The organism is Rhizobium binae (genome assembly GCF_017357225.1).
Taxonomy (GTDB): Bacteria; Pseudomonadota; Alphaproteobacteria; order Rhizobiales; family Rhizobiaceae; genus Rhizobium; species Rhizobium binae.
This window is the reverse complement of record NZ_CP071604.1, coordinates 1,856,227-1,874,854: the sequence shown is the minus strand read 5'-3', so window position 1 is coordinate 1,874,854 and position 18,628 is coordinate 1,856,227. Positions and strand designations below refer to the sequence as shown.

The following is an 18,628-nucleotide window of genomic DNA, read 5'->3' as shown; positions in this document are numbered from 1 at the left end:
CCGCAGGGCGCTACCTATTGACCAGCTTCACATCACGGAACACCCAATGAGCCATGACACCGTCGTCACCGCCGCCATGCTCGCCATCGGCGACGAGCTGCTTTCCGGTCGCACCAAGGACAAGAATATCGGTCACCTCGCCGAGCTCCTTACCCTTTCCGGCATCGATCTCAAGGAGGTGCGCATCGTCGCCGACGACGAGGAGGCGATCGTCGAAGCGCTGAACGCGCTTCGCGCCCGATATGACTATGTCTTCACCTCGGGCGGCATCGGGCCGACGCATGACGACATCACCGCCGATGCGATCTCCAAGGCGTTCGGCCTGCCCTGCGAATATGATGAGGCGGCGATGACGCTGCTTGCCGAGATGTACCGTCGCCGCGAAATGGAATTCACCGAGGCGCGCCAGCGGATGGCGCGCATGCCGCGCGGGGCTGCCCATATCGCCAATCCGGTCTCGACCGCGCCGGGCTTCATCATCGGCAACGTCTATGTCATGGCCGGCGTGCCGCAGGTCTTCCAGGCGATGGTCGACAATGTGCTGCCGACGCTTCGAACCGGCACGCCGGTGCTCTCGCTCGCCATCGCCTGCCCTTACGGCGAAGGCGACATCGGCACGCCGCTTGCCGCAATTCAGAAAGCCCATCCGGACACCAGCATCGGTTCCTACCCGCGTTATATCGGCCAGAAATTTTCGACCGAGATCGTCGTGCGCGGCCGCGCGCAGGCGGTGATCGATGCGGCCGGCGCCGAGGTGCATGCGATGATCGACGCGATCCGCCGGAGAAAGGAGGTCGTCAAAAATCATTCCGCCGAGGCTTGAGGACAGCACGGGAACTGGCCATCCTTGATATCAGTCAAGGAACAGGAGAAGGGTCCGGTGCATTCCTTCGCTCGCGCCAGCCATTTCAGCGCAAGGAGAATTGATATGTCTTACAAAACCATTCTCGCCATTATCGATACGAGAGACAATAGCGCCACCGTTGCCGATTTCGCCTTTGCCATTGCCGCCGAAAGTGGTGCTCATGTCATCGGACTTCATGCCGAGAACATCTCCGCCATGCCGCTGGTGGCGCCGATGGAAATCCCCGATCCGGTCGCCGTGCAGGCGCTGCAAGACATGGCGCATGCCGAAACGACCGCCGTCGAAGGAATATTCCGCGCCAAAGCGCAGGCCGCCGGCGCCTCCTCCGAATGGCGCAGCTTTGCCACATCGACCGGCTACGGCTCGGCGCCGCTAATCGACAGCGCCCGCAGCGCCGATCTCCTGATCGCTTCGCAGGCCGACCCGGCCAACCCCTCCGACAGCCATGTCGACGTCGGGGACTTCCTCTTCGAAACCGGGCGGCCGGTGCTGATGATCCCCTATATCATCCGCCAGCCGAAGCCGATCAAGCGCGTGCTGATCGCGTGGAACGGTTCGAAGGAGGCGGCGCGCGCAACCTTTGACGCGATGCCGTTCCTGAAAGCGGCCGAGGAGGTCGAGATCTTTTCGGTCGATCCGGCCGAGACGGCACTGCAATCGCCGCTGACCGCAGGCGCCGAGATCGCCGCGACACTGGCCCGCCACGGCGTGAAGACGACGCTTTCGACCGCCCGAAGCGTTGATAAGAACACCTCGCATGTCATCGAGAACCGGCTTTCCGACGACAGCATCGATCTTCTCGTGATGGGCGCCTATACCCATTCCTGGCTCTGGGAATTGATCTTCGGCGGCACGACGAGGAGTTTGCTGCAATCGATGACGGCGCTGACGCTGCTGTCGCGTTGAGCCTCTTGCCGGAATAGTTGGCCGCTCTTGCCTTTTGCCGGCAAATCCCGCTAATTGCAGCGACCGATGAGGGCTTCGAGCCTCGGCCGATTTCGCGCAGTTCCGGCTCGCGCGATTTCCTGTTTTGCCGATCGCCGCTGCAAGCCCGTCCGGTCGCCGGCAAACGGCGTGTCATCTTTATCATGCCGCGGAGCAGCCCGATGTCCCTTCCCGATAAAGCCTTTCCCGTTTCCTGGGATCAGTTCCACCGCGATGCGCGCGCGCTTGCCTGGCGGCTTGCCGGCCTCGACCAGACGTTCAAGGCGATCGTCTGCATCACCCGTGGCGGCCTCGTTCCGGCCGCGATCATCTCGCGCGAACTGAACATCCGCCTGATCGAAACCGTCTGCATCGCCTCCTATCATGATTATGTGAACCAGGGCGACATGGTGCTGCTCAAGGGAATTGCGCCCGAGCTTGCGGAAAACGGCGGTGAAGGCGTGCTTGTCGTCGACGATCTCACCGATACCGGCAAGACCGCCGCGCAGGTGCGCACCATGCTGCCCAAGGCGCATTTTGCCTGCGTCTATGCCAAGCCGAAGGGCGTGCCGACCGTGGACACCTTCATCACCGAGGTGAGCCAGGACACCTGGATCTACTTCCCTTGGGATATGGGCTTCACCTACCAGGAGCCGATTGCCAAGGGCGCGCGCTGATCGCGACAATCGAAGGTGCGCCGCTCATCGTCGGCGCACTTCAACAGCGCTGATTTCGCCTGCGAATCGGCATGCGCATTTGCGCTGGAAATGCCATCACAAGATTTGCCGCGGGACACTTTTTTGCCCCTGCGGCATTTTCCTTAGCCGGGAACGCCCGCAAGTCATTGTATTTTCAGCGCTCCCCGGCTTTCCCCAATCTCCACAGGCGCATCCACAAGATGTTGTGGTTACCATTCAATTAAAAACCAGCCCTTGACGGAATCAGCCGTTTCAAACTTTACTGTTCCTGATGTTGCGGCGGCGACAGGACCGGAGGTAACGAGCCCGGTTCCCTTTGAAAAACAAGACGCAGATTGGGGGCATTGCGCCGGCACCGGTTCTGGCCCGCAGGGAACTCTGCGCGGTTTTCTGCCTCCAAAAAAAGTGACATCAGGACTGGCGATAATAAGCTGTTAATACTATATTTAGCGTTTGCAGCCACCATCACCACAAGATACAGGAAGGACATCTCCGGATGACACCCCTGTCACGATACGGAAACGAGACTGGCTGCACGACGACAATGTGCCGCCGGATAGGAAATTTGCGCCCTGGGGACAGGCGCCAACGCGAGGTCAAGACTATGCGCATCGAACGTCGTTTCACGAAGGCCGGCCAAGGCGCCTATGCGGATATTGAATTCCGCAAGGCGACCAGCGAGATCAAGAACCCGGATGGGTCGATCGTCTTCCGCCTCGAGAATATCGACGTTCCCGCGCAGTTCTCGCAGGTCGCCACCGACGTTCTGGCGCAGAAGTATTTCCGCAAGGCCGGCGTTCCCACCCGCCTGAAGAAGGTCGAGGAAAACGACGTTCCGTCCTTCCTGTGGCGCTCCGTTCCAGACGATGCCGCGCTGAAGAACCTGCCGAAAGACGAACAGACCGGCTCCGAAATCGATGCGCGCCAGGTCTTCGACCGTCTCGCCGGCACCTGGACCTATTGGGGCTGGAAGGGCGGCTATTTCTCTTCGGAAGAAGATGCTGCCGCCTTCAAGGACGAGCTTGCCTATATGCTCGCCACCCAGCGCGTCGCGCCGAACTCGCCGCAGTGGTTCAACACCGGCCTGCACTGGGCCTATGGCATCGACGGTCCCGGCCAGGGCCATTTCTACGTCGACCCCTTCACCGGCAAGCTGACCAAATCCAAGTCTGCCTACGAACACCCGCAGCCGCACGCCTGCTTCATCCAGTCGGTCGAGGACGATCTCGTCAACGAAGGCGGGATCATGGATCTGTGGGTGCGTGAGGCGCGCCTGTTCAAATACGGCTCCGGCACCGGCTCCAACTTCTCCATGCTGCGCGGCGAAGGCGAAAAGCTTTCCGGCGGCGGCCGCTCCTCCGGCCTGATGAGCTTCCTGAAGATCGGCGACCGGGCCGCCGGCGCCATCAAGTCGGGCGGCACGACGCGCCGCGCCGCCAAGATGGTGGTCGTCGATATCGACCATCCCGATATCGAGGAATACATCAACTGGAAGGTCAAGGAAGAGCAGAAGGTTGCAGCTCTGGTCACCGGCTCGAAGATCGTCGCCAGGCACCTGAAGGCGATCATGAAGGCCTGCTTCAATTGCGAAGGCGACAATGGCGATTGCTTCGATCCGGCCAAGAACCCTGCCCTGAAGCGCGAGATCCGCGCTGCCAAGAAGGATCAGGTTCCGGAAAACTACGTCCAGCGCGTCATCCAGTTCGCCCGCCAGGGCTATAAGGATCTCGAATTCAAGACCTACGACACCGATTGGGATTCGGAAGCCTATCTCACGGTCTCCGGCCAGAATTCCAACAACTCCGTCTCGATCAAGGACGATTTCCTGCGCGCCGTCGAGAATGACGGCGAATGGAAGCTGACCGCCCGCAAGGACGGCCGGGTAATGAAGACGCTGAAGGCGCGCGACCTCTGGGAAACGATTTCCTATGCCGCCTGGGCGTCTGCCGATCCGGGCATCCACTTCAACACGACGATGAACGACTGGCACACGTCGCCGGCCGGCGGCCCGATTCGCGGCTCTAACCCGTGCTCGGAATACATGTTCCTCGACGACACGGCCTGCAACCTCGCCTCGCTGAACCTCTTGCAGTTCAAGGACAAGGCCACCAAGCGCATCAATATCGGCGATTACGAACATGCGGTTCGCCTGTGGACAGTCGTGCTCGAAATCTCGGTGATGATGGCGCAGTTCCCGTCGAAGCGCATTGCCGAACTCTCCTACGAATACCGCACGCTCGGCCTCGGCTACGCCAATATCGGCGGCCTGCTGATGTCGTCGGGCATTCCCTACGACTCCACTGAGGCCCGCGCCATCGCCGGTTCGCTGACGGCGATCATGACCGGCATCTGCTATGCGACTTCGGCCGAGATCGCCGGCGAACTCGGCCCGTTCCCGAACTTCGCGCCGAACCGCGAGAGCATGCTGCGGGTCATCCGCAACCATCGCCGCGCCGCTTACGGTGAAACCTCCGGCTATGAGGCGCTGTCGATCCATCCGGTCGCGCTGATCCATTCGGAAAACCCCGACCAGGATCTCGCTGTCCATGCCAAATCGGCCTGGGACAAGGCGCTCGAGCTCGGCGAAAAGCATGGCTACCGCAATGCCCAGGTCTCGGTCATCGCGCCCACCGGCACGATCGGCCTCGTCATGGATTGCGACACGACGGGCATCGAGCCCGACTTCGCCCTCGTCAAGTTCAAGAAGCTGGCCGGCGGCGGCTACTTCAAGATCATCAACCGCGCCGTGCCGGAAGCGCTGCGCACGCTCGGCTATTCGGAAAGCCAGATCGCCGAGATCGAGGCCTATGCCGTCGGTCACGGCAACCTGAACCAGGCGCCGGCGATCAATCCGTCGACGCTGAAGGCCAAGGGCCTGACCGACGAGAAGGTGGAAGCCGTCAACGCCGCGCTGAAGAGCGCCTTCGACATCAAGTTCGTCTTCAACCAGTGGACGCTCGGCGCCGACTTCCTGAAGGAGACGCTGAAGGTTTCCGACGAGCAGCTATCCGACATGAGCTTCAACCTGCTCGACCATATGGGCTTCTCGAAGAAGGACATCGAAGCGGCCAACATCCATGTCTGCGGCGCGATGACGTTGGAAGGCGCGCCCTTCCTCAAGGCCGAGCATCTGCCGGTTTTCGATTGCGCGAATCCTTGCGGCAAGATTGGCAGGCGCTATCTCTCGGTGGAAAGCCATATCCGCATGATGGCGGCTGCCCAGCCCTTCATCTCTGGCGCGATCTCCAAGACGATCAACATGCCGAACGAGGCGACCGTCGAGGATTGCAAGAACGCCTATATGCTCTCATGGAAGCTCGGCCTGAAGGCCAACGCGCTCTATCGCGACGGCTCCAAGCTGTCGCAGCCGCTCAACGCCTCGCTGATCGAGGACGGGGACGACGAGGATGCGCTGGAAGAACTGCTGCAGGCGCCGGTCGCCGCGCAGGCCGTCACCATCACCGAGAAGATCATCGAGCGGGTGATCGAACGAGTTTCGCGCGAACGCGAGAAGCTGCCGAACCGCCGCCAGGGTTACACCCAAAAGGCCGCCGTCGGCGGACACAAGGTTTATCTCAGAACCGGCGAATTCGGTGACGGCCGCCTCGGCGAGATCTTCATCGACATGCACAAGGAAGGGGCTGCCTTCCGGGCGATGATGAACAATTTCGCTATCGCCATCTCGCTCGGCCTGCAATATGGCGTGCCGCTCGAGGAATATGTCGAGGCCTTCACCTTTACCAAGTTCGAGCCGGCCGGCATGGTCATCGGCAACGACGCGATCAAGAACGCTACCTCGATCCTCGACTACGTGTTCCGCGAGCTTGCCGTCTCCTATCTCGGCCGTCATGACCTTGCCCATGTCGATACGTCTGATTTCTCCAACACCGCACTCGGCAAGGGCATCCAGGAAGGCAAGACCAACCTGCTCTCCACTGGCTGGACCCGCGGCTACAAGCCGACGCTGGTTCCCGGCACCGGCGGCGAACGCCAGGCGGGCGAACCCAAGGGTGCGGCCACCGCCGCCCCTGCCCGCGCCGCTTCCACCGGCACCGTGACCGCCTTTGCAGGTTCTGCGGCCCGCAAGCTGGAGCCGACCGCGGCCATCTCCACCTCCGAAATCGTCGCCTTCAAGCGCGATTACGAGGAGCGCGCCAAGGAATTGGCGGAAGAGATCGCCGAAGAGGTGATGGAAGAAATCACCAGCGACGCCACTGCCCTCTTCTCCGACAAGGCGGCAGCCGATGCGGCAACGGCCAAGACCGAAGCCAAGAAGGTGGAAGCCGAACGCCGCCAGCGCTCGATCATGCAGGGCTATACCGGCAACATGTGCTCGGAATGCCAGAACTTCACGATGGTGCGGAACGGCACCTGCGAGAAGTGCGACACGTGCGGTGCGACGAGCGGGTGCAGCTGAGCGGCTTGCGGTTCTTCAGTATTGTGAGATGACATGAACTTTGCCACTTTGACGTAATCTTTGCCACAAAGGCGAGTTCAGTCGCAGAAGAGCTTTCCGGGCGCCGCTGGTGTCCGGAAAATCCCCTGAAGAACAAAGGGTGAATGCGATGGCTTTCAGAGGTTTGTTTGTTGGCGTCGACCGCTATCAGTCGCCCGATATCGGTGACTTGTCTTGCGCTGCTCGCGATGCGACCGCGCTCGACGCACTCTTTTCCGATACCCTTGGCGGACCGACCGTCCTCTTGGCTGATCAGGATGCCACCCTTTCTCGGATCGAGTTTGAGCTCGATAAGCTGACCCAGTGCGATGCCGAAGATACCGTTGTCATCGCCTTCTCCGGCCACGGGTCGCAAACACATGAACTAATCGTCCACGATACCGACTACTACGATATCGAGGCCACGTCCCTTCCCCTCGACCGGCTGCAGGAGTGGTTCTCGAAGATACCGGCACGTCGGGTGATCCTGTTTCTCGACTGCTGCTTTTCGGGCGGCCTCGGTGCAAAGGTTCTTCAGGTACCGGCCATTCCCCGCAGCATGGCTTCGACCGAGGCTAGGCTTCAGAAGCTCGCTGGAAACGGACGCTTGATTCTCACCGCCTCGGCGGCGTCGGAAGAAGCCTGGGAGTTCTCGAGCCACGGTCACGGGCTCCTTACCTACTACCTATTGGAAGCACTACGCGGACCGGCAGAGATCGTTCAGGCCGGAAGGCTGTCCGTCTACCAGGTGCTGGAATATGTCACCGGCCGCGTGAAGGCTGCGGCCCACCAGATCGGGAAAAGCCAGAACCCTGCTATGCGGGGCCAAATCGACGGCCTGAACTGGCCTGTCTTTGCGGAGGGAGCTCGATACCTGGCGGCGTTTCCATCCGCACGCCCGGCAGCGGTCACCGAAGATGTTGCCAGCCTGGCTTCGTATGGCTTTCCGGACGAGATCGTCACCGCATGGGGACAAGCGATACCTTCGTTTAATGCCCTTCAGGTCGAAGCGATTAACGACTACGGGATCCTCGACGGAAAGCATCTTCTCGTTTCCGCACCAACATCGTCGGGTAAGACCATGGTCGGCGAGTTGGCTGCGCTGCGGCAGGTCGTGGACCGGAAGCGTGCGATATTCCTCCTGCCGTTGAAGGCGCTGGTAGCGGACAAGCGCCGTCATTTCGAGAAAGTTTACGGCGGGTTCGGTCTCCGTGTTTTGGAGGCTACCGGCGAAACGGACGACGTGTCGCCGTTGATTCGCGGCAAGTACGATATCGCCCTGCTCACGTACGAAAAGTTCGCGGCCCTGGCGCTGGCCTATCCTCACATCTTGGCACAGGCGGGCACGATCGTGGTCGACGAAGTCCAGATGATTGCGGATCAGTCACGTGGCGCCAACCTCGAGTTCATTCTGACGTTGATCAGGATGCGGAGACGTGAAGGCATCGAACCGCAGATCATCGCCCTCTCCGCTGTGATTGGCGATACCGGCGGCTTGGAAACATGGCTCGGCGGCAGGCTGCTTCGGCGCACCGAGCGACCCGTACCGCTGCGCGAGGGCGTGCTGCGCTACGACGGTTCCTTCCGCTACCTCGATCCCTCGGACGGGACCGAGAAGATTGAGCGTGGTGTCGTCGTTCGGATGGGCCTGAAGGAAACGGCGCAGGATTGGATTATTCCACTCCTACGCAAACTGACGACCAATGGCGAGCACGTCATCGTCTTCCGCGAGTCGAAGAGCGAGTCCCGCAACGTTGGAAACTATCTCGCGGCCCAGTTGGGGCTGCCGCCTGCCGACGAAGCCCTCCGTCGAATGCCTCGGCTCGACCCCTCGCAGGCGCACCGCGATTTGATCGCGGATCTCCAGCATGGGGTCGCGTTCCACAACGCCGACCTGCAGGCTGCCGAACGCCAGGTGATCGAGGAGGAATTCCGGCGCGAAGGCTCGGGGCTCCAGGTCATTTCTGCGACGACCACCCTTGCAATGGGTGTAAACACGCCCGCCAACAGTGTGATTATCGTGGGCCTTGAGCATCCCGGACCAGTCCCGGTTCCCTATTCGGTTGCCGAGTACAAGAACCTGGTTGGTCGTGCAGGCCGTCTGGGATACGCGGACCAAGGCACGTCGTACCTGATGGCAATCAATGCCCGCGAAGAAGACTACCTCTGGCGCCGCTACGTGGTTGGTAAACCGGAGGACCTGTCTTCGCGCTTTGTCTCCAGCGGCACGGATCCCCGCTCTCTAGTCGTCCGCGTTCTCGTCGCACTGCCTCGCTCCGCTGCCTCTGGTGTTGCCCGCGATGATATCGTGTCGTTCCTTGAGAGCAGCTTCGGCGCATACCTGGCTGGGCGACAGCAGGACGGATGGCGCTGGTCGCACGACGATCTTGTGCGTGCACTTTCGAACTTGGAAGCCAATGGACTGATCCAGAAGAACAGCGAAGGGCTTTACTCGCTGGTGCCACTCGGTCGCCTTGCTGGAGAGAGCGCTACCGAAGTTGGATCGATCGTCAGGCTTGTCGACGCTCTTTCGCATTTGCCACCGTCACAGATAACGGAGCCTGTGCTCCTCACGGTGGTTCAGAACACTGTCGAACTGGATGAGGTCAACTTCCCTATCAACAGGAAGAGCATCCACAAGGAGCCGCACACATGGCCATCGATGCTTGGTCAGCAACAGGTTCCATGGGACGTCATTCGCCGACTGAACTCAGAGGCAATCGATCAGCATAGCGCGACTCTGAGAGCCAAAAAGGCTATGGCCACGCTCCTGTATGTCTCCGGCCTGTCGATGAGCGAAATCGAGGTGACGATGGGGCAGCACGGCGGCGCGTTCGGGGGATCCGCGGGACCGATCCGGAGCGTTTCCTCGCGTACCGCGGACCTGATCGGTGTTGCAGCGAGGGTTGCGGAAATTCTGTATCCTGAACTCGACTTGGCGGAGCGCATCCAGAGGCTCGCTGTGCGGTTAACCTATGGCGTGCCAGGCGCCGCCGCTGATCTCGCCCGTGAGGCGGGAGCGACCCTTACGCGCGGCGACTATTGTGCCCTGGTCGAAGCCGGGTTGGCCGATACCGCAAAAATCGTGACTGCTGACGACGGTGACATTCTTCGTCTCCTCGGCGACGACAAGGAAAAAGTTGCAGTAGTGCGAGGGGCAGCCCGATCGGCGGAAGAGCGCAAATCGAAAGCGGCGGCTGCACCCCTGCCCGTCATTCCCCAGTTCGTGGCGTAGATGACCCGATGAATGAGCTCCTGAAACTGCCCTTCGAAATCCAGATCGTCCTCGTGGCGGGTTATCTCGGCTACAAGCTGACTACGGCCACCAAGAAGGTCGAGCATAAGACTGAAGACTTCCTTTTGCAGGTTCTGGTCTTCGGAACGCTCGGACGGGTGTTCTCGTACGTAGTGGCGCGGCTGGTGATGAAGCTCGGCTACTGGGCGCCGACCACCGTTGTGGAGTCGGACTACAAGAGCGTCGCAATCATCAGCGTGCTCGCCATCATCGGATCGGTCGGCTTTGCGCTCTTGTGGCGCAAGTATCTCGAGAAGTGGGTCAAGGCCGCAATGTCGAAGCTGAAGATCTATCACGACGATCACGAGACATCGGCGTTCAGATCAGTAATGTCAGCCGATACGAGGTGGAGCTTCGTTCAAGTTCACCTTGCCAACGGTAAGATCGTCGAAAGTTTGCTGGCATTGCCGGAACAGGCCGGAATCCCGACCAAACCGATCATCCTGAATGACGACGGTATCGCCATGTATGTGACGGCTGTATACGAAGGCGACGAGAGACGTGAATTCGATCAAGTAAACGCGGCGGGCGACACCACCATCACTTACATTCCGCGGTCGGAAATCAAGCAGATTGATGTTGGTTGGAGAAAATGATCAGCGCCGCGGCGGTGGTGGCCGATCACCCGATCCGGTCGTCAGTGGTTGGACGGAGCCCTGCTGCCCGCCATGACCACTGGTAGTCTGAGGCTGAACCGTTGTTGTTCTAGGTGTGGCGCTCTTCTGGCTGTAATCGCTTCCATTGCCGGACATGTGTCTTCCCTTCGATGGTCGTTATCAATCGCCTAGCGTCTTGGCAGCGAGGGCGGCGTAACGTCGCCTGTAGTCACCGGATTAGACGACACTTCGCCCGGTGACCTATCCGGCTGTGCCGGAGTGGTCGTGCGTGGCGTCACGCTTCTGCTTCCTTGGCTGCTATCTCTTTCCGTCATGGTAGTCACCCTCGATTCGAGCATGTGGTGAGGCGAGGCTTAGACATCTCATAGAGAAAGTAGGTAGGCTGCGGCTGCGTCGCAAGGATCCATCTTCGTTTCCCCCAACTTCGGTTCACTATGCCTCAACCGTGTCGTTAGTGCTGGCTGGCTCTGCTGTCTGGTGCTCGGCGATCAGGAACCATGGGATCCGATCTGGTCGAAGAAGAGACGCCAGTAAACAAGCGCCCCTGACGGAGGTTGTCGCCAGGGCAGTGTTGGATCGTAGGCCATCGGCGATCGTCCCCCACTCCATGGAGACATCGTCGATCGTGAAGATCGTGTGGCCGATGTTCAGGGTGAAATTGGTGCCATCCTCGATCACCCGACCTCCGAAATCGCAGTAATTATCGGGGATAAAAAAGTTGATATTCGTATGGTCGAATCCTCGCATTGCACCTTCCGCCTGACCGGAGAGTCCGATCTGCTTCAACACGAGCAGTACTGCTGGCAGAAGACCCGTGGGATTCGCGATGAGCTTGCGGCAATCTTCGTATCGCCCCTCGGCGGAAGCATTCAGGAACCGGAAGGCTTCCTCGCCGTTCAATCCGGGTGCTGCGAGGTAGCCGCCCCGGTCATGAAGCTTCCTGAGCAAAAGACAAGAAACGGTCTCCAACTCGTCACCGCATCCGAGGGCTTCAGCTGCCGAGGCGAAAGCGACGTAGAACGGGGCAATCTCATCCGACACAGGAACAATCGAGTTGCAGTAGTGCGAGCAAATCACGCGCACGAGATCACGAGCCGGAGCCATCGTCTCAGCAACAGCTTGACCCGCGACGCCTGCCAACTGGGCCGCAGCACCAATCCAGCCGAGAATACTCATGACTCTCAGCGGCAGGAAATAATAGTCCGCGGCACCGGCACCTGATATCAGCAGATGATAGCTCTCGCGGTCGAGTTCGGCTGCGAGATTTTCCACGCCTCGGACGACCGCATCCACGACCCTCGATACCAACTGCTGGATCGCGCTTCCACAGAGTGGGTTCGACTCCGCCAGAGGAAGCAACGCTACGGCGCATGCCGCGTGGACACGGCCGATTTCGAATGGGTCGTCCAACGTCTCCGCTCGCACTCCGAATGTCGTCGACAACCCCATGATGAAGGCTGCTGCCGTAGCGGGTTCATCATGCAAACTTCGGCACACGGGCTGGATGACATCGAGGAAGCGTTCCGCATCGAACTCGTTCGATAAAGCGAGATATTGGGCCCAGATCGCGTCTGACGCGGCACGGATGTGTTCGTTGCCAGCAGCATCGGCCGCGAAACCTGGAAAAGTCTCGGGTATCGCGTTGATGTCTCCGGAAAACCTCGGGTTCTTAGCGAGGCGGGATACGCCGAAAAGATTTATTCCCCAACACACTGGCGTCTGCTGCTTGCCCTGCATGGCTCGCGAAACCACCTGTCCCACCTCGACCAGGTCAAGTGACGGGCGCGTCGTCTGTACGATCGTTGTCCCCTTCAAGCAGCTCATCAGCGCGCTCGTACAATGGCCAGCTCCGTCCGACTCGCCAGCCGCCTCGTTAGAACTCGAAGCTGCGAGGATCGATACTGCCATCGACCCGGTCTTGCCTATGACGCTGGGGTTAAGTAGAACCCCGATGTCATGGACAACGCCGCCGGATTGGCATGCGTCGATGATAATGTTGGTGTGTCCGATTTTCGCCTCAGTGATCCATGCAAACAGCTGCGTCATTGAGAGCGCGTTTACGGACATCCGGTCGACGTCGGTATCCCTCAGGCAGAGAAAATAGGTGCCGTCCTTGACCCCGCCGTGCCCGGCAAAGAAGAACGTCAGCTCCTCGATGGGTTTGCCCGAAAACAGAATGGCTGCGACGGCTGATCGCACATCGTCCATCGATGGTGACAGAAGAAGCCTTGAATCCTTCGCGCTGCTATCACCAAAGCCGTCTGTGACAAGATGATCGAACACTGCTTTGGCATCATTCTCCGCCCCGGAAAGCGCATCCAGTGGAGGCTTCTCATATGTGTCGCAGCCAACCGCTATGACTATTCGCATATGTATTCCTCGGCCCAAGCCGCCGGAAACTTGGCCAGGCGCTCGCTCTCCCGCTGTCGTGCGCGAAGGCTCTTTTCGGCCTTGATACGCTCCCACCTCGCGTGGTGTTCCGAACTCGGATCGTTAAGCTGCGCTACTATTTCCGCCCATCTTTGAGGATCCATGTACGTGGTAGGCAGGCTGACCTCCCCGCTCTCCTCGATCGCGAACTCGATCTTCTCCATGGCGTCCAGATAAGATTCGACGGGCGCTTGATCCGGCGTTGCCGTAGCAATGTTTCCGGACCTTTCAGTGGATTGACTGATCGCCTGGTAAAGCGTTCTGGCGAGTTCATCTGACAGGCCCGATGCCAGCTTTCGCCGTGCAAGGACGAATCGCACTAAGTCGTGGCTGACTATGTCCTCGAAAGGCGACTCGATACCGAAGGAATGCACGGTGAGCTCCCCCGTCTCATCACCAAGCACGACAGGCTTTGTTCGCCACCTTTGCCCGTGTGAAAAGCGTTGCATGTTGCGTGGTGCAATCATGCCCTCCCGAACGCGCTCGAGATCGTCCGCTACCTGCTTCGTGTAGGCCTCGTTGAACTCACGCGCGCGGGACTGATATTTGAATGGCGCCATCTCGCCGTCTCACCGTTTCGAACAGGCAAGGAATCTATATCGCTGTGGTTCGGTCGGGCAACGGAGCTCTTGACCAGAGCGATGTTTTTACACTCTATTTTTGGGCATTGTCCCTAGTAGCCCACGCTGGGTATCAACCCGACCGCCCACCCAATGCTCTCGCTTTTCTTCGCAGGAGCTGCAACGTAAGGTGTTGTCGCTGCGGGGAGTCAGTTACCCATTTCCGCACGGTCGGGAGCCCCATGGACGTTCAGTATTTTTCGAAGCATAGAACAGACTTCATACGCAGGTATTACCGCGAGGCCAGCAAGCCGTTCATTGAGACCCGCAAGGCAATCGATGAGGAGCGCGAGCCGTATAACGAGCCGCCTCCGCACTTCGATATCGAGAGCGGCGAGCCTGCGTACCTCGAGGAATGGTTGGAAGCAGACATGGCGTTGAACGTCGTCGGTTATTCTTGCCTTTCCATGCTGTCGAACTCGCTCAAGATCACATTCGCAAACTTCCAACAGGAATTCGGCTTCAGACCGACGGACAAAGAGAAGCGTAAGCTGTTCAAGAAGGGTTTCGTGCCCGCCTACAAGGTGATGCTTGGCGAGGTTCTCGACACGGATTGGAGCGATTGTCCGGCTGATTTCGCAATCATCGAACAGGTGGTTCTTGTCAGGAACATCACCCAGCACATGAATGACTATTCCGGTTTCGACGCGTTTTATGACGAGGAGTCGATCCGATCTCACAGGCGCCTGTACTTCGTCGGCGGCGATACCACAGAGCACGACCCCGAGGATCCAGTGTCCTGGTTCGGTCGCCGCGTCGAGGTTAGTGCCGACGATCTTTTTCTGGCACTCGATCATGTGGACATGCTTGTAGACTACATTCAGTCGCGCGAGGAGAAGGCGTACGAATGGCGAGTTCGCAGGCGTAACGAGAGGGATGCATGAAACTACCGATCTGGTTTTCGACGGCTGCAGCCGCCACTTTATTTGCATCGGCCGCCCACTCGGCCTGTTACGACGTCTCAAAAAAGGAGCCATCGTCTCTCATTGGCCATCTGACCCATCGGATATTCGCCGGGCCGCCAAATTTCGAGGACGTGCAGAAGGGCGACACGCCTGAGCCAGGATATGTGCTGAAGCTCGACCATCCGATTTGCATCGTGGGAGATGAATTTGCCGACCCGAGCAACATGTTCGACGAAGTCCAGCTGGTGCCAACGGACTCGACCGCGAAGGACATGGCGAAATTCCGTGACGCGGATGTCTACGTCGATGTGACCGATCCAATGCCAGCCATGACCGGACATCATCACCGACCCTTGCTTGTATGGGTGAAGTCCGTTTCGTCGGCTCGGGACATCACAGCCAGCTACGGAACGGCGGCGACCACCATTGAGGCGTTTTACGCCGCCTTGCACTCTGGGGATGGCGCGCTCGCATCGTCCTATGTTGTTCCTGAAAAGACACGCAAAGGGGCCTTCAGTCCAAAGGCGCTATCGAGCTTTTATGGATCCCTTTCCGAGCCGATCACGCTGATTGACGTTTCCAGAGTTAGCGACAACCGCTTTTCAGTGCGTTACCACTTCAGCGACGGCAAGCGGGCCTGCGACGGTTCCGCGACCGTCACGACCGTAAACCGTGGCGGCCGGGATTACATATCGGGGATCCACGCGAAAAATGGGTGCTGATGCTGCGAAGCGATATGCTGAGCATGAACAAGTCAACGGCATGCAGAAAGCATGTTTTCCACGGCGTCTATAAGCTCATACTCCACATCAAACATCTCGTTCGGATCCCATTCATCATATTCGAATGAGCTATAAGGAAGTCGGCCGACTTCGAGATTGCTGTCGACCAGGGGGGGAAGTGGAAGGTTTTCTGCGACCGCCAGCGACATAGTCAAGGCCGGGTCCGATAATCGGGATCTTGCCTCAGCAACGATTATTCCTGCTTCTCTAAGGTACTTTCCCTGCAGAGCCCACAGCGATGGCGGCAAGTGCGCTTCTCCCCGCATCGCATCGACCGCAGCCTGTCGGATTGCTGCGGCCTTTGGCAACCCGGCTCTGGCCAGACCTAAGTCAAGCCAATCTTCGAAAGCTTGCCCCGCAGCCTTCCGCCCTCCATGGACGCAAATCGCTGCGAATGCGTAGGCCGGGTCCATGTTTTTTCGGGACGCGTCGTTCCGTTTCCCCCAGACGTTCATGAGGGCGGGAACGCGGAGCCTCGAATAATCCCGCTCGCGGAGATTTAGGCAGACAAACGCCAAGCTGGCGGCAAGTTCGTAGACTGCACGGTAGTCCGAGATGTCGGCAAAATGTGAGACCATTCGGGCAGGTGCGGTATAGATAGTCAGAGTTGGATCTTCCAGCAGACCGCGCAACTCGTTATCGATGAAGGTGTTCTCCACAGTTGCGGCTCCGCTTTCAAGCGTGGCGGCAACCTCAATGCCCGACTTCAATTCCGACCACACTGCGGTTGTCTCGAGCAGCGCCCCAACAACAAGGGGCTGCCTTATGAAAAACGTGCCGCTTCCATAAAATCGGACGAAGAGAATTGGACGTTCCGGGTTCGGTATCCCGTTCGCATCGAATTCGATTCCTCCACTGAAATCTACCCTGCAGTTTCTTGGCGAACCCAAATCGCCGTGACCTTCCTGAACGCGATAGTACCCAGGCAGCATGAGCCTGCGATCGGCATCATGCAGCGCAACCATCTTCCAGAACTGCCTCTCCATTACGGCGGCCCCATATCGTTCCAAGCAGGTCGGACCAATGGGTAAGCTCATGGTAGATTGTCGACACGACCGATCGTTTGGAGCCGAACGCGGAAACGTCATCGAATCCTTCGAACTGCGCCTTGTCGATTTCGTCGAGGCCAATGATCTGCGTAAGGTACTTGAAAGACGCGACCGATCTCGCTTCGGGAAAAATTGACTTCCCCTTGATCTCCGCCTAGCGTGCATTGTCGATCGCCATGCTTCCCTCCTTGTTCGTCGATGGTGCCTAATTCAGCGGGAGCGCGAACGCCAGTCCTCAGGTCGCCGTCTCGTGTTCGAATTCGTATGAAGTCCGCCGGAGATGACGTTGGGGAAGTCTGAATCTTTGTAACCTTTTAACCGAACTCGCTAAGCCAAGATTCATGCCAGCCGGGCTACCACGTGTGGCAGAAAGGCAGGTCATCATGCAACCACACATCCCCACTGACACTGACAACTTCATCCCGTTCGACCTCGAGAAGATGCTCCTTGAGGTTCACAACGAGGAATCCCGCTCCTATTTCACGGAAGCAGTTAACTGCTTCAACGCCCGCGCCTTCCGCGCTTCGGTTGTGATGATGGCTTGTGCGGTCTTCGATGACATTCGGCACAAGGCTGCAGATTTCGCCCAATTCGATGGCACTGCCAGGACTCTCGCGCAGAAGCTCGAATCGGTCCGCAAGCACCAAGGCTCTTACGAGAACGACGTGCTCAATCTGACAGACAACTGGGGAAAGCTCGACATCGAGCAGCAGCGCTATCTCAAGCATCTATACGAGGCAAGAAATCAAGCGGCGCATGCGTCCGGCTGCATGATCGGTGAAGACGAAGCCCGACGGATGATCGCGAACGGTCACGCTCGAATCCTTTCGGTCAGGTTCATCAGTGCAATGCACGGTCTCGCGGAAATCCTTCACAAGATGACCAACGTCGACATGTACCCGGCAGCGCTGCCCTATGGGCACGAGCATACGACGCGTGACGAGCTAAGTCTCTGCGACCCGGCCGCCCATTGGGAAGTGATAAATGCCATCGTTGCAAACCACGAGTTCGGCAGCCCTCGCTTCAAGCGCAATGCCGAGATCTTCCTGCGCTGGGTGGCTAACGAGCAGAACAGTCAGCTACAGAAATACCTGTCACTGACCCTGCTGGAACGGCGGACCTTACCGCCATCAAGCTCGTGGTTGATTGAGATCATCGCGCAGGATCCGGCGATACTGGGTCGGCACAGTCAGAAATCCAATGACTCAGTCGATGCCGCCCTCGCCGCAATAATCAACGAGTTCTCGCTGGACGACGAGGAACGCGAGTTCGCTCTCCGAGAGATCTTCTACTGGGTGCTGAACGACGGAACGGGCAGGCTTCGGTTAACGCTCGACGCCTGCATTCGAAAGATGCTGGCAACCGAGGCATTCTTGAGAGCGCTCGGCGCGGACCATCCGCATCTGGGGCGGGCCAAATCGATGTTGGTCTCCGCAACTTACGACCACGATCGGGCTGAGACGTTCGCATCGGCTGCATTCGAAAGATGGAACCCTGGCCACGAGCGGATCATTGGGCGCTCACTCGACCAGGAAACGGCATTTCGACTGGTACTCAATCTTTGCGAAGCGGGCAGAGCAGGTAGACCGCGCTCCCAATCCTTAGTTAAGTTCCATTTTTCCGGGATGCCGTCGATCCGGCAGAAGGCAATCGCCTTGGTAGACTCTGATCCGGGAAGAGCGGAAATGCTTCTCGAGGATGCCGAATGGATCGGCTACTCGGGCGAGGAATTCTTCGACCTGTATCTGAAGCCTCTGCCCGACGAGGAGGACGACGAGTTCGGTCCCGGGCCGGGCTATGAAAGTGCACCACACGGCCCGGAAATGTTTGCCTTTCTGAAGAAGGCTGTCAGCGCAGGCTAGCCGAAGCATGGCCCAGCACTCCGGGGTCGCTACCGGAGTGACTCCTGCCTCATTGAGGTCTTCCGCCATAACGAGCCTAGCATCGTGACCCGCTTCATGATGCCTCGGGCGCGGTGATTTGGGCGGTCAGGGGGTTCGTGCCGTTG

General features: G+C 59.1%; 12 protein-coding genes. 9 read left to right on the top strand and 3 right to left on the bottom strand.

Annotation, left to right across the window (positions count from 1 at the left end):
• Positions 1-46: 46 nt before the first annotated feature.
• The 6 genes from J2J99_RS09080 to J2J99_RS09055 all read left to right on the top strand — a co-directional run bounded on the left by J2J99_RS09080 (position 47) and on the right by J2J99_RS09055 (position 10,813).
• The gene (locus J2J99_RS09080; RefSeq protein ID WP_168294933.1) at positions 47-823 is read left to right on the top strand and encodes a competence/damage-inducible protein A; all 777 of its coding nucleotides are present in this window, start codon (positions 47-49) and stop codon (positions 821-823) included.
• A 105-nt stretch (positions 824-928) separates the two neighbouring features.
• Complete coding sequence (locus tag J2J99_RS09075) at positions 929-1,771, top strand: universal stress protein (RefSeq protein ID WP_168294934.1); 843 nt, start codon at positions 929-931, stop codon at positions 1,769-1,771.
• Between the two features lie 200 nt (positions 1,772-1,971).
• Positions 1,972-2,466, top strand: coding sequence for a xanthine phosphoribosyltransferase (gene gpt / locus J2J99_RS09070; protein ID WP_010025058.1), 495 nt, complete (start codon positions 1,972-1,974; stop codon positions 2,464-2,466).
• 625 nt (positions 2,467-3,091) lie between these two features.
• Complete coding sequence (locus tag J2J99_RS09065; RefSeq protein ID WP_168294935.1) at positions 3,092-6,904, top strand: vitamin B12-dependent ribonucleotide reductase; 3,813 nt, start codon at positions 3,092-3,094, stop codon at positions 6,902-6,904.
• 148 nt (positions 6,905-7,052) lie between these two features.
• On the top strand, positions 7,053-10,157 hold the full coding sequence (locus J2J99_RS09060) for a DEAD/DEAH box helicase (RefSeq protein ID WP_168294936.1): 3,105 nt from the start codon (positions 7,053-7,055) through the stop codon (positions 10,155-10,157).
• A gap of 8 nt (positions 10,158-10,165) precedes the next feature.
• A complete protein-coding gene (locus J2J99_RS09055) occupies positions 10,166-10,813 on the top strand; it encodes a hypothetical protein (protein WP_168294937.1) in 648 nt (215 codons plus the stop codon).
• A gap of 453 nt (positions 10,814-11,266) precedes the next feature.
• Here J2J99_RS09055 and J2J99_RS09050 read toward each other — a convergent pair whose 3' ends face one another.
• Both J2J99_RS09050 and J2J99_RS09045 read right to left on the bottom strand, forming a co-directional pair.
• Positions 11,267-13,204, bottom strand: a complete 1,938-nt coding sequence (locus J2J99_RS09050) for a caspase family protein (protein ID WP_168294938.1) — start codon at positions 13,202-13,204, stop codon at positions 11,267-11,269.
• Positions 13,195-13,824 (bottom strand): hypothetical protein, encoded by a 630-nt coding sequence (locus tag J2J99_RS09045; RefSeq protein WP_168294939.1) that lies wholly within the window; start codon positions 13,822-13,824, stop codon positions 13,195-13,197. Before J2J99_RS09045 ends, J2J99_RS09050 begins: the two co-directional genes overlap by 10 nt.
• A 242-nt stretch (positions 13,825-14,066) precedes the next feature.
• Between J2J99_RS09045 and J2J99_RS09040 the strand changes: the two genes are divergently transcribed.
• On the top strand, positions 14,067-14,768 hold the full coding sequence (locus tag J2J99_RS09040) for a hypothetical protein (protein ID WP_168294940.1): 702 nt from the start codon (positions 14,067-14,069) through the stop codon (positions 14,766-14,768).
• A complete protein-coding gene (locus J2J99_RS09035) occupies positions 14,765-15,511 on the top strand; it encodes a hypothetical protein (protein ID WP_168294941.1) in 747 nt (248 codons plus the stop codon). Before J2J99_RS09040 ends, J2J99_RS09035 begins: the two co-directional genes overlap by 4 nt.
• 32 nt (positions 15,512-15,543) lie before the next feature.
• Here the strand turns inward: J2J99_RS09035 and J2J99_RS09030 are convergent, their stop codons facing one another.
• Complete coding sequence (locus J2J99_RS09030) at positions 15,544-16,557, bottom strand: hypothetical protein (protein WP_168294942.1); 1,014 nt, start codon at positions 16,555-16,557, stop codon at positions 15,544-15,546.
• 446 nt (positions 16,558-17,003) lie between these two features.
• Here J2J99_RS09030 and J2J99_RS09025 point away from each other — a divergent pair, with 446 nt between their 5' ends.
• Complete coding sequence (locus J2J99_RS09025; protein WP_168294943.1) at positions 17,004-18,482, top strand: hypothetical protein; 1,479 nt, start codon at positions 17,004-17,006, stop codon at positions 18,480-18,482.
• Positions 18,483-18,628: the final 146 nt, after the last annotated feature.

Excerpts from the sequence above, each read along its gene's own strand:
- J2J99_RS09040 (WP_168294940.1), top strand. The coding sequence starts at position 14,067 with ATGGACGTTCAGTATTTTTCGAAGCATAGAACAGACTTCATACGCAGG.
- J2J99_RS09075 (WP_168294934.1), top strand. The coding sequence starts at position 929 with ATGTCTTACAAAACCATTCTCGCCATTATCGATACGAGAGACAATAGC.
- J2J99_RS09080 (WP_168294933.1), top strand. The coding sequence starts at position 47 with ATGAGCCATGACACCGTCGTCACCGCCGCCATGCTCGCCATCGGCGAC.
- J2J99_RS09060 (WP_168294936.1), top strand. The coding sequence starts at position 7,053 with ATGGCTTTCAGAGGTTTGTTTGTTGGCGTCGACCGCTATCAGTCGCCC.
- J2J99_RS09045 (WP_168294939.1), bottom strand. The coding sequence starts at position 13,824 with ATGGCGCCATTCAAATATCAGTCCCGCGCGCGTGAGTTCAACGAGGCC.
- J2J99_RS09065 (WP_168294935.1), top strand. The coding sequence starts at position 3,092 with ATGCGCATCGAACGTCGTTTCACGAAGGCCGGCCAAGGCGCCTATGCG.
- J2J99_RS09030 (WP_168294942.1), bottom strand. The coding sequence starts at position 16,557 with ATGGAGAGGCAGTTCTGGAAGATGGTTGCGCTGCATGATGCCGATCGC.
- J2J99_RS09050 (WP_168294938.1), bottom strand. The coding sequence starts at position 13,204 with ATGCGAATAGTCATAGCGGTTGGCTGCGACACATATGAGAAGCCTCCA.
- J2J99_RS09025 (WP_168294943.1), top strand. The coding sequence starts at position 17,004 with ATGCAACCACACATCCCCACTGACACTGACAACTTCATCCCGTTCGAC.
- J2J99_RS09035 (WP_168294941.1), top strand. The coding sequence starts at position 14,765 with ATGAAACTACCGATCTGGTTTTCGACGGCTGCAGCCGCCACTTTATTT.
- gpt (WP_010025058.1), top strand. The coding sequence starts at position 1,972 with ATGTCCCTTCCCGATAAAGCCTTTCCCGTTTCCTGGGATCAGTTCCAC.
- J2J99_RS09055 (WP_168294937.1), top strand. The coding sequence starts at position 10,166 with ATGAATGAGCTCCTGAAACTGCCCTTCGAAATCCAGATCGTCCTCGTG.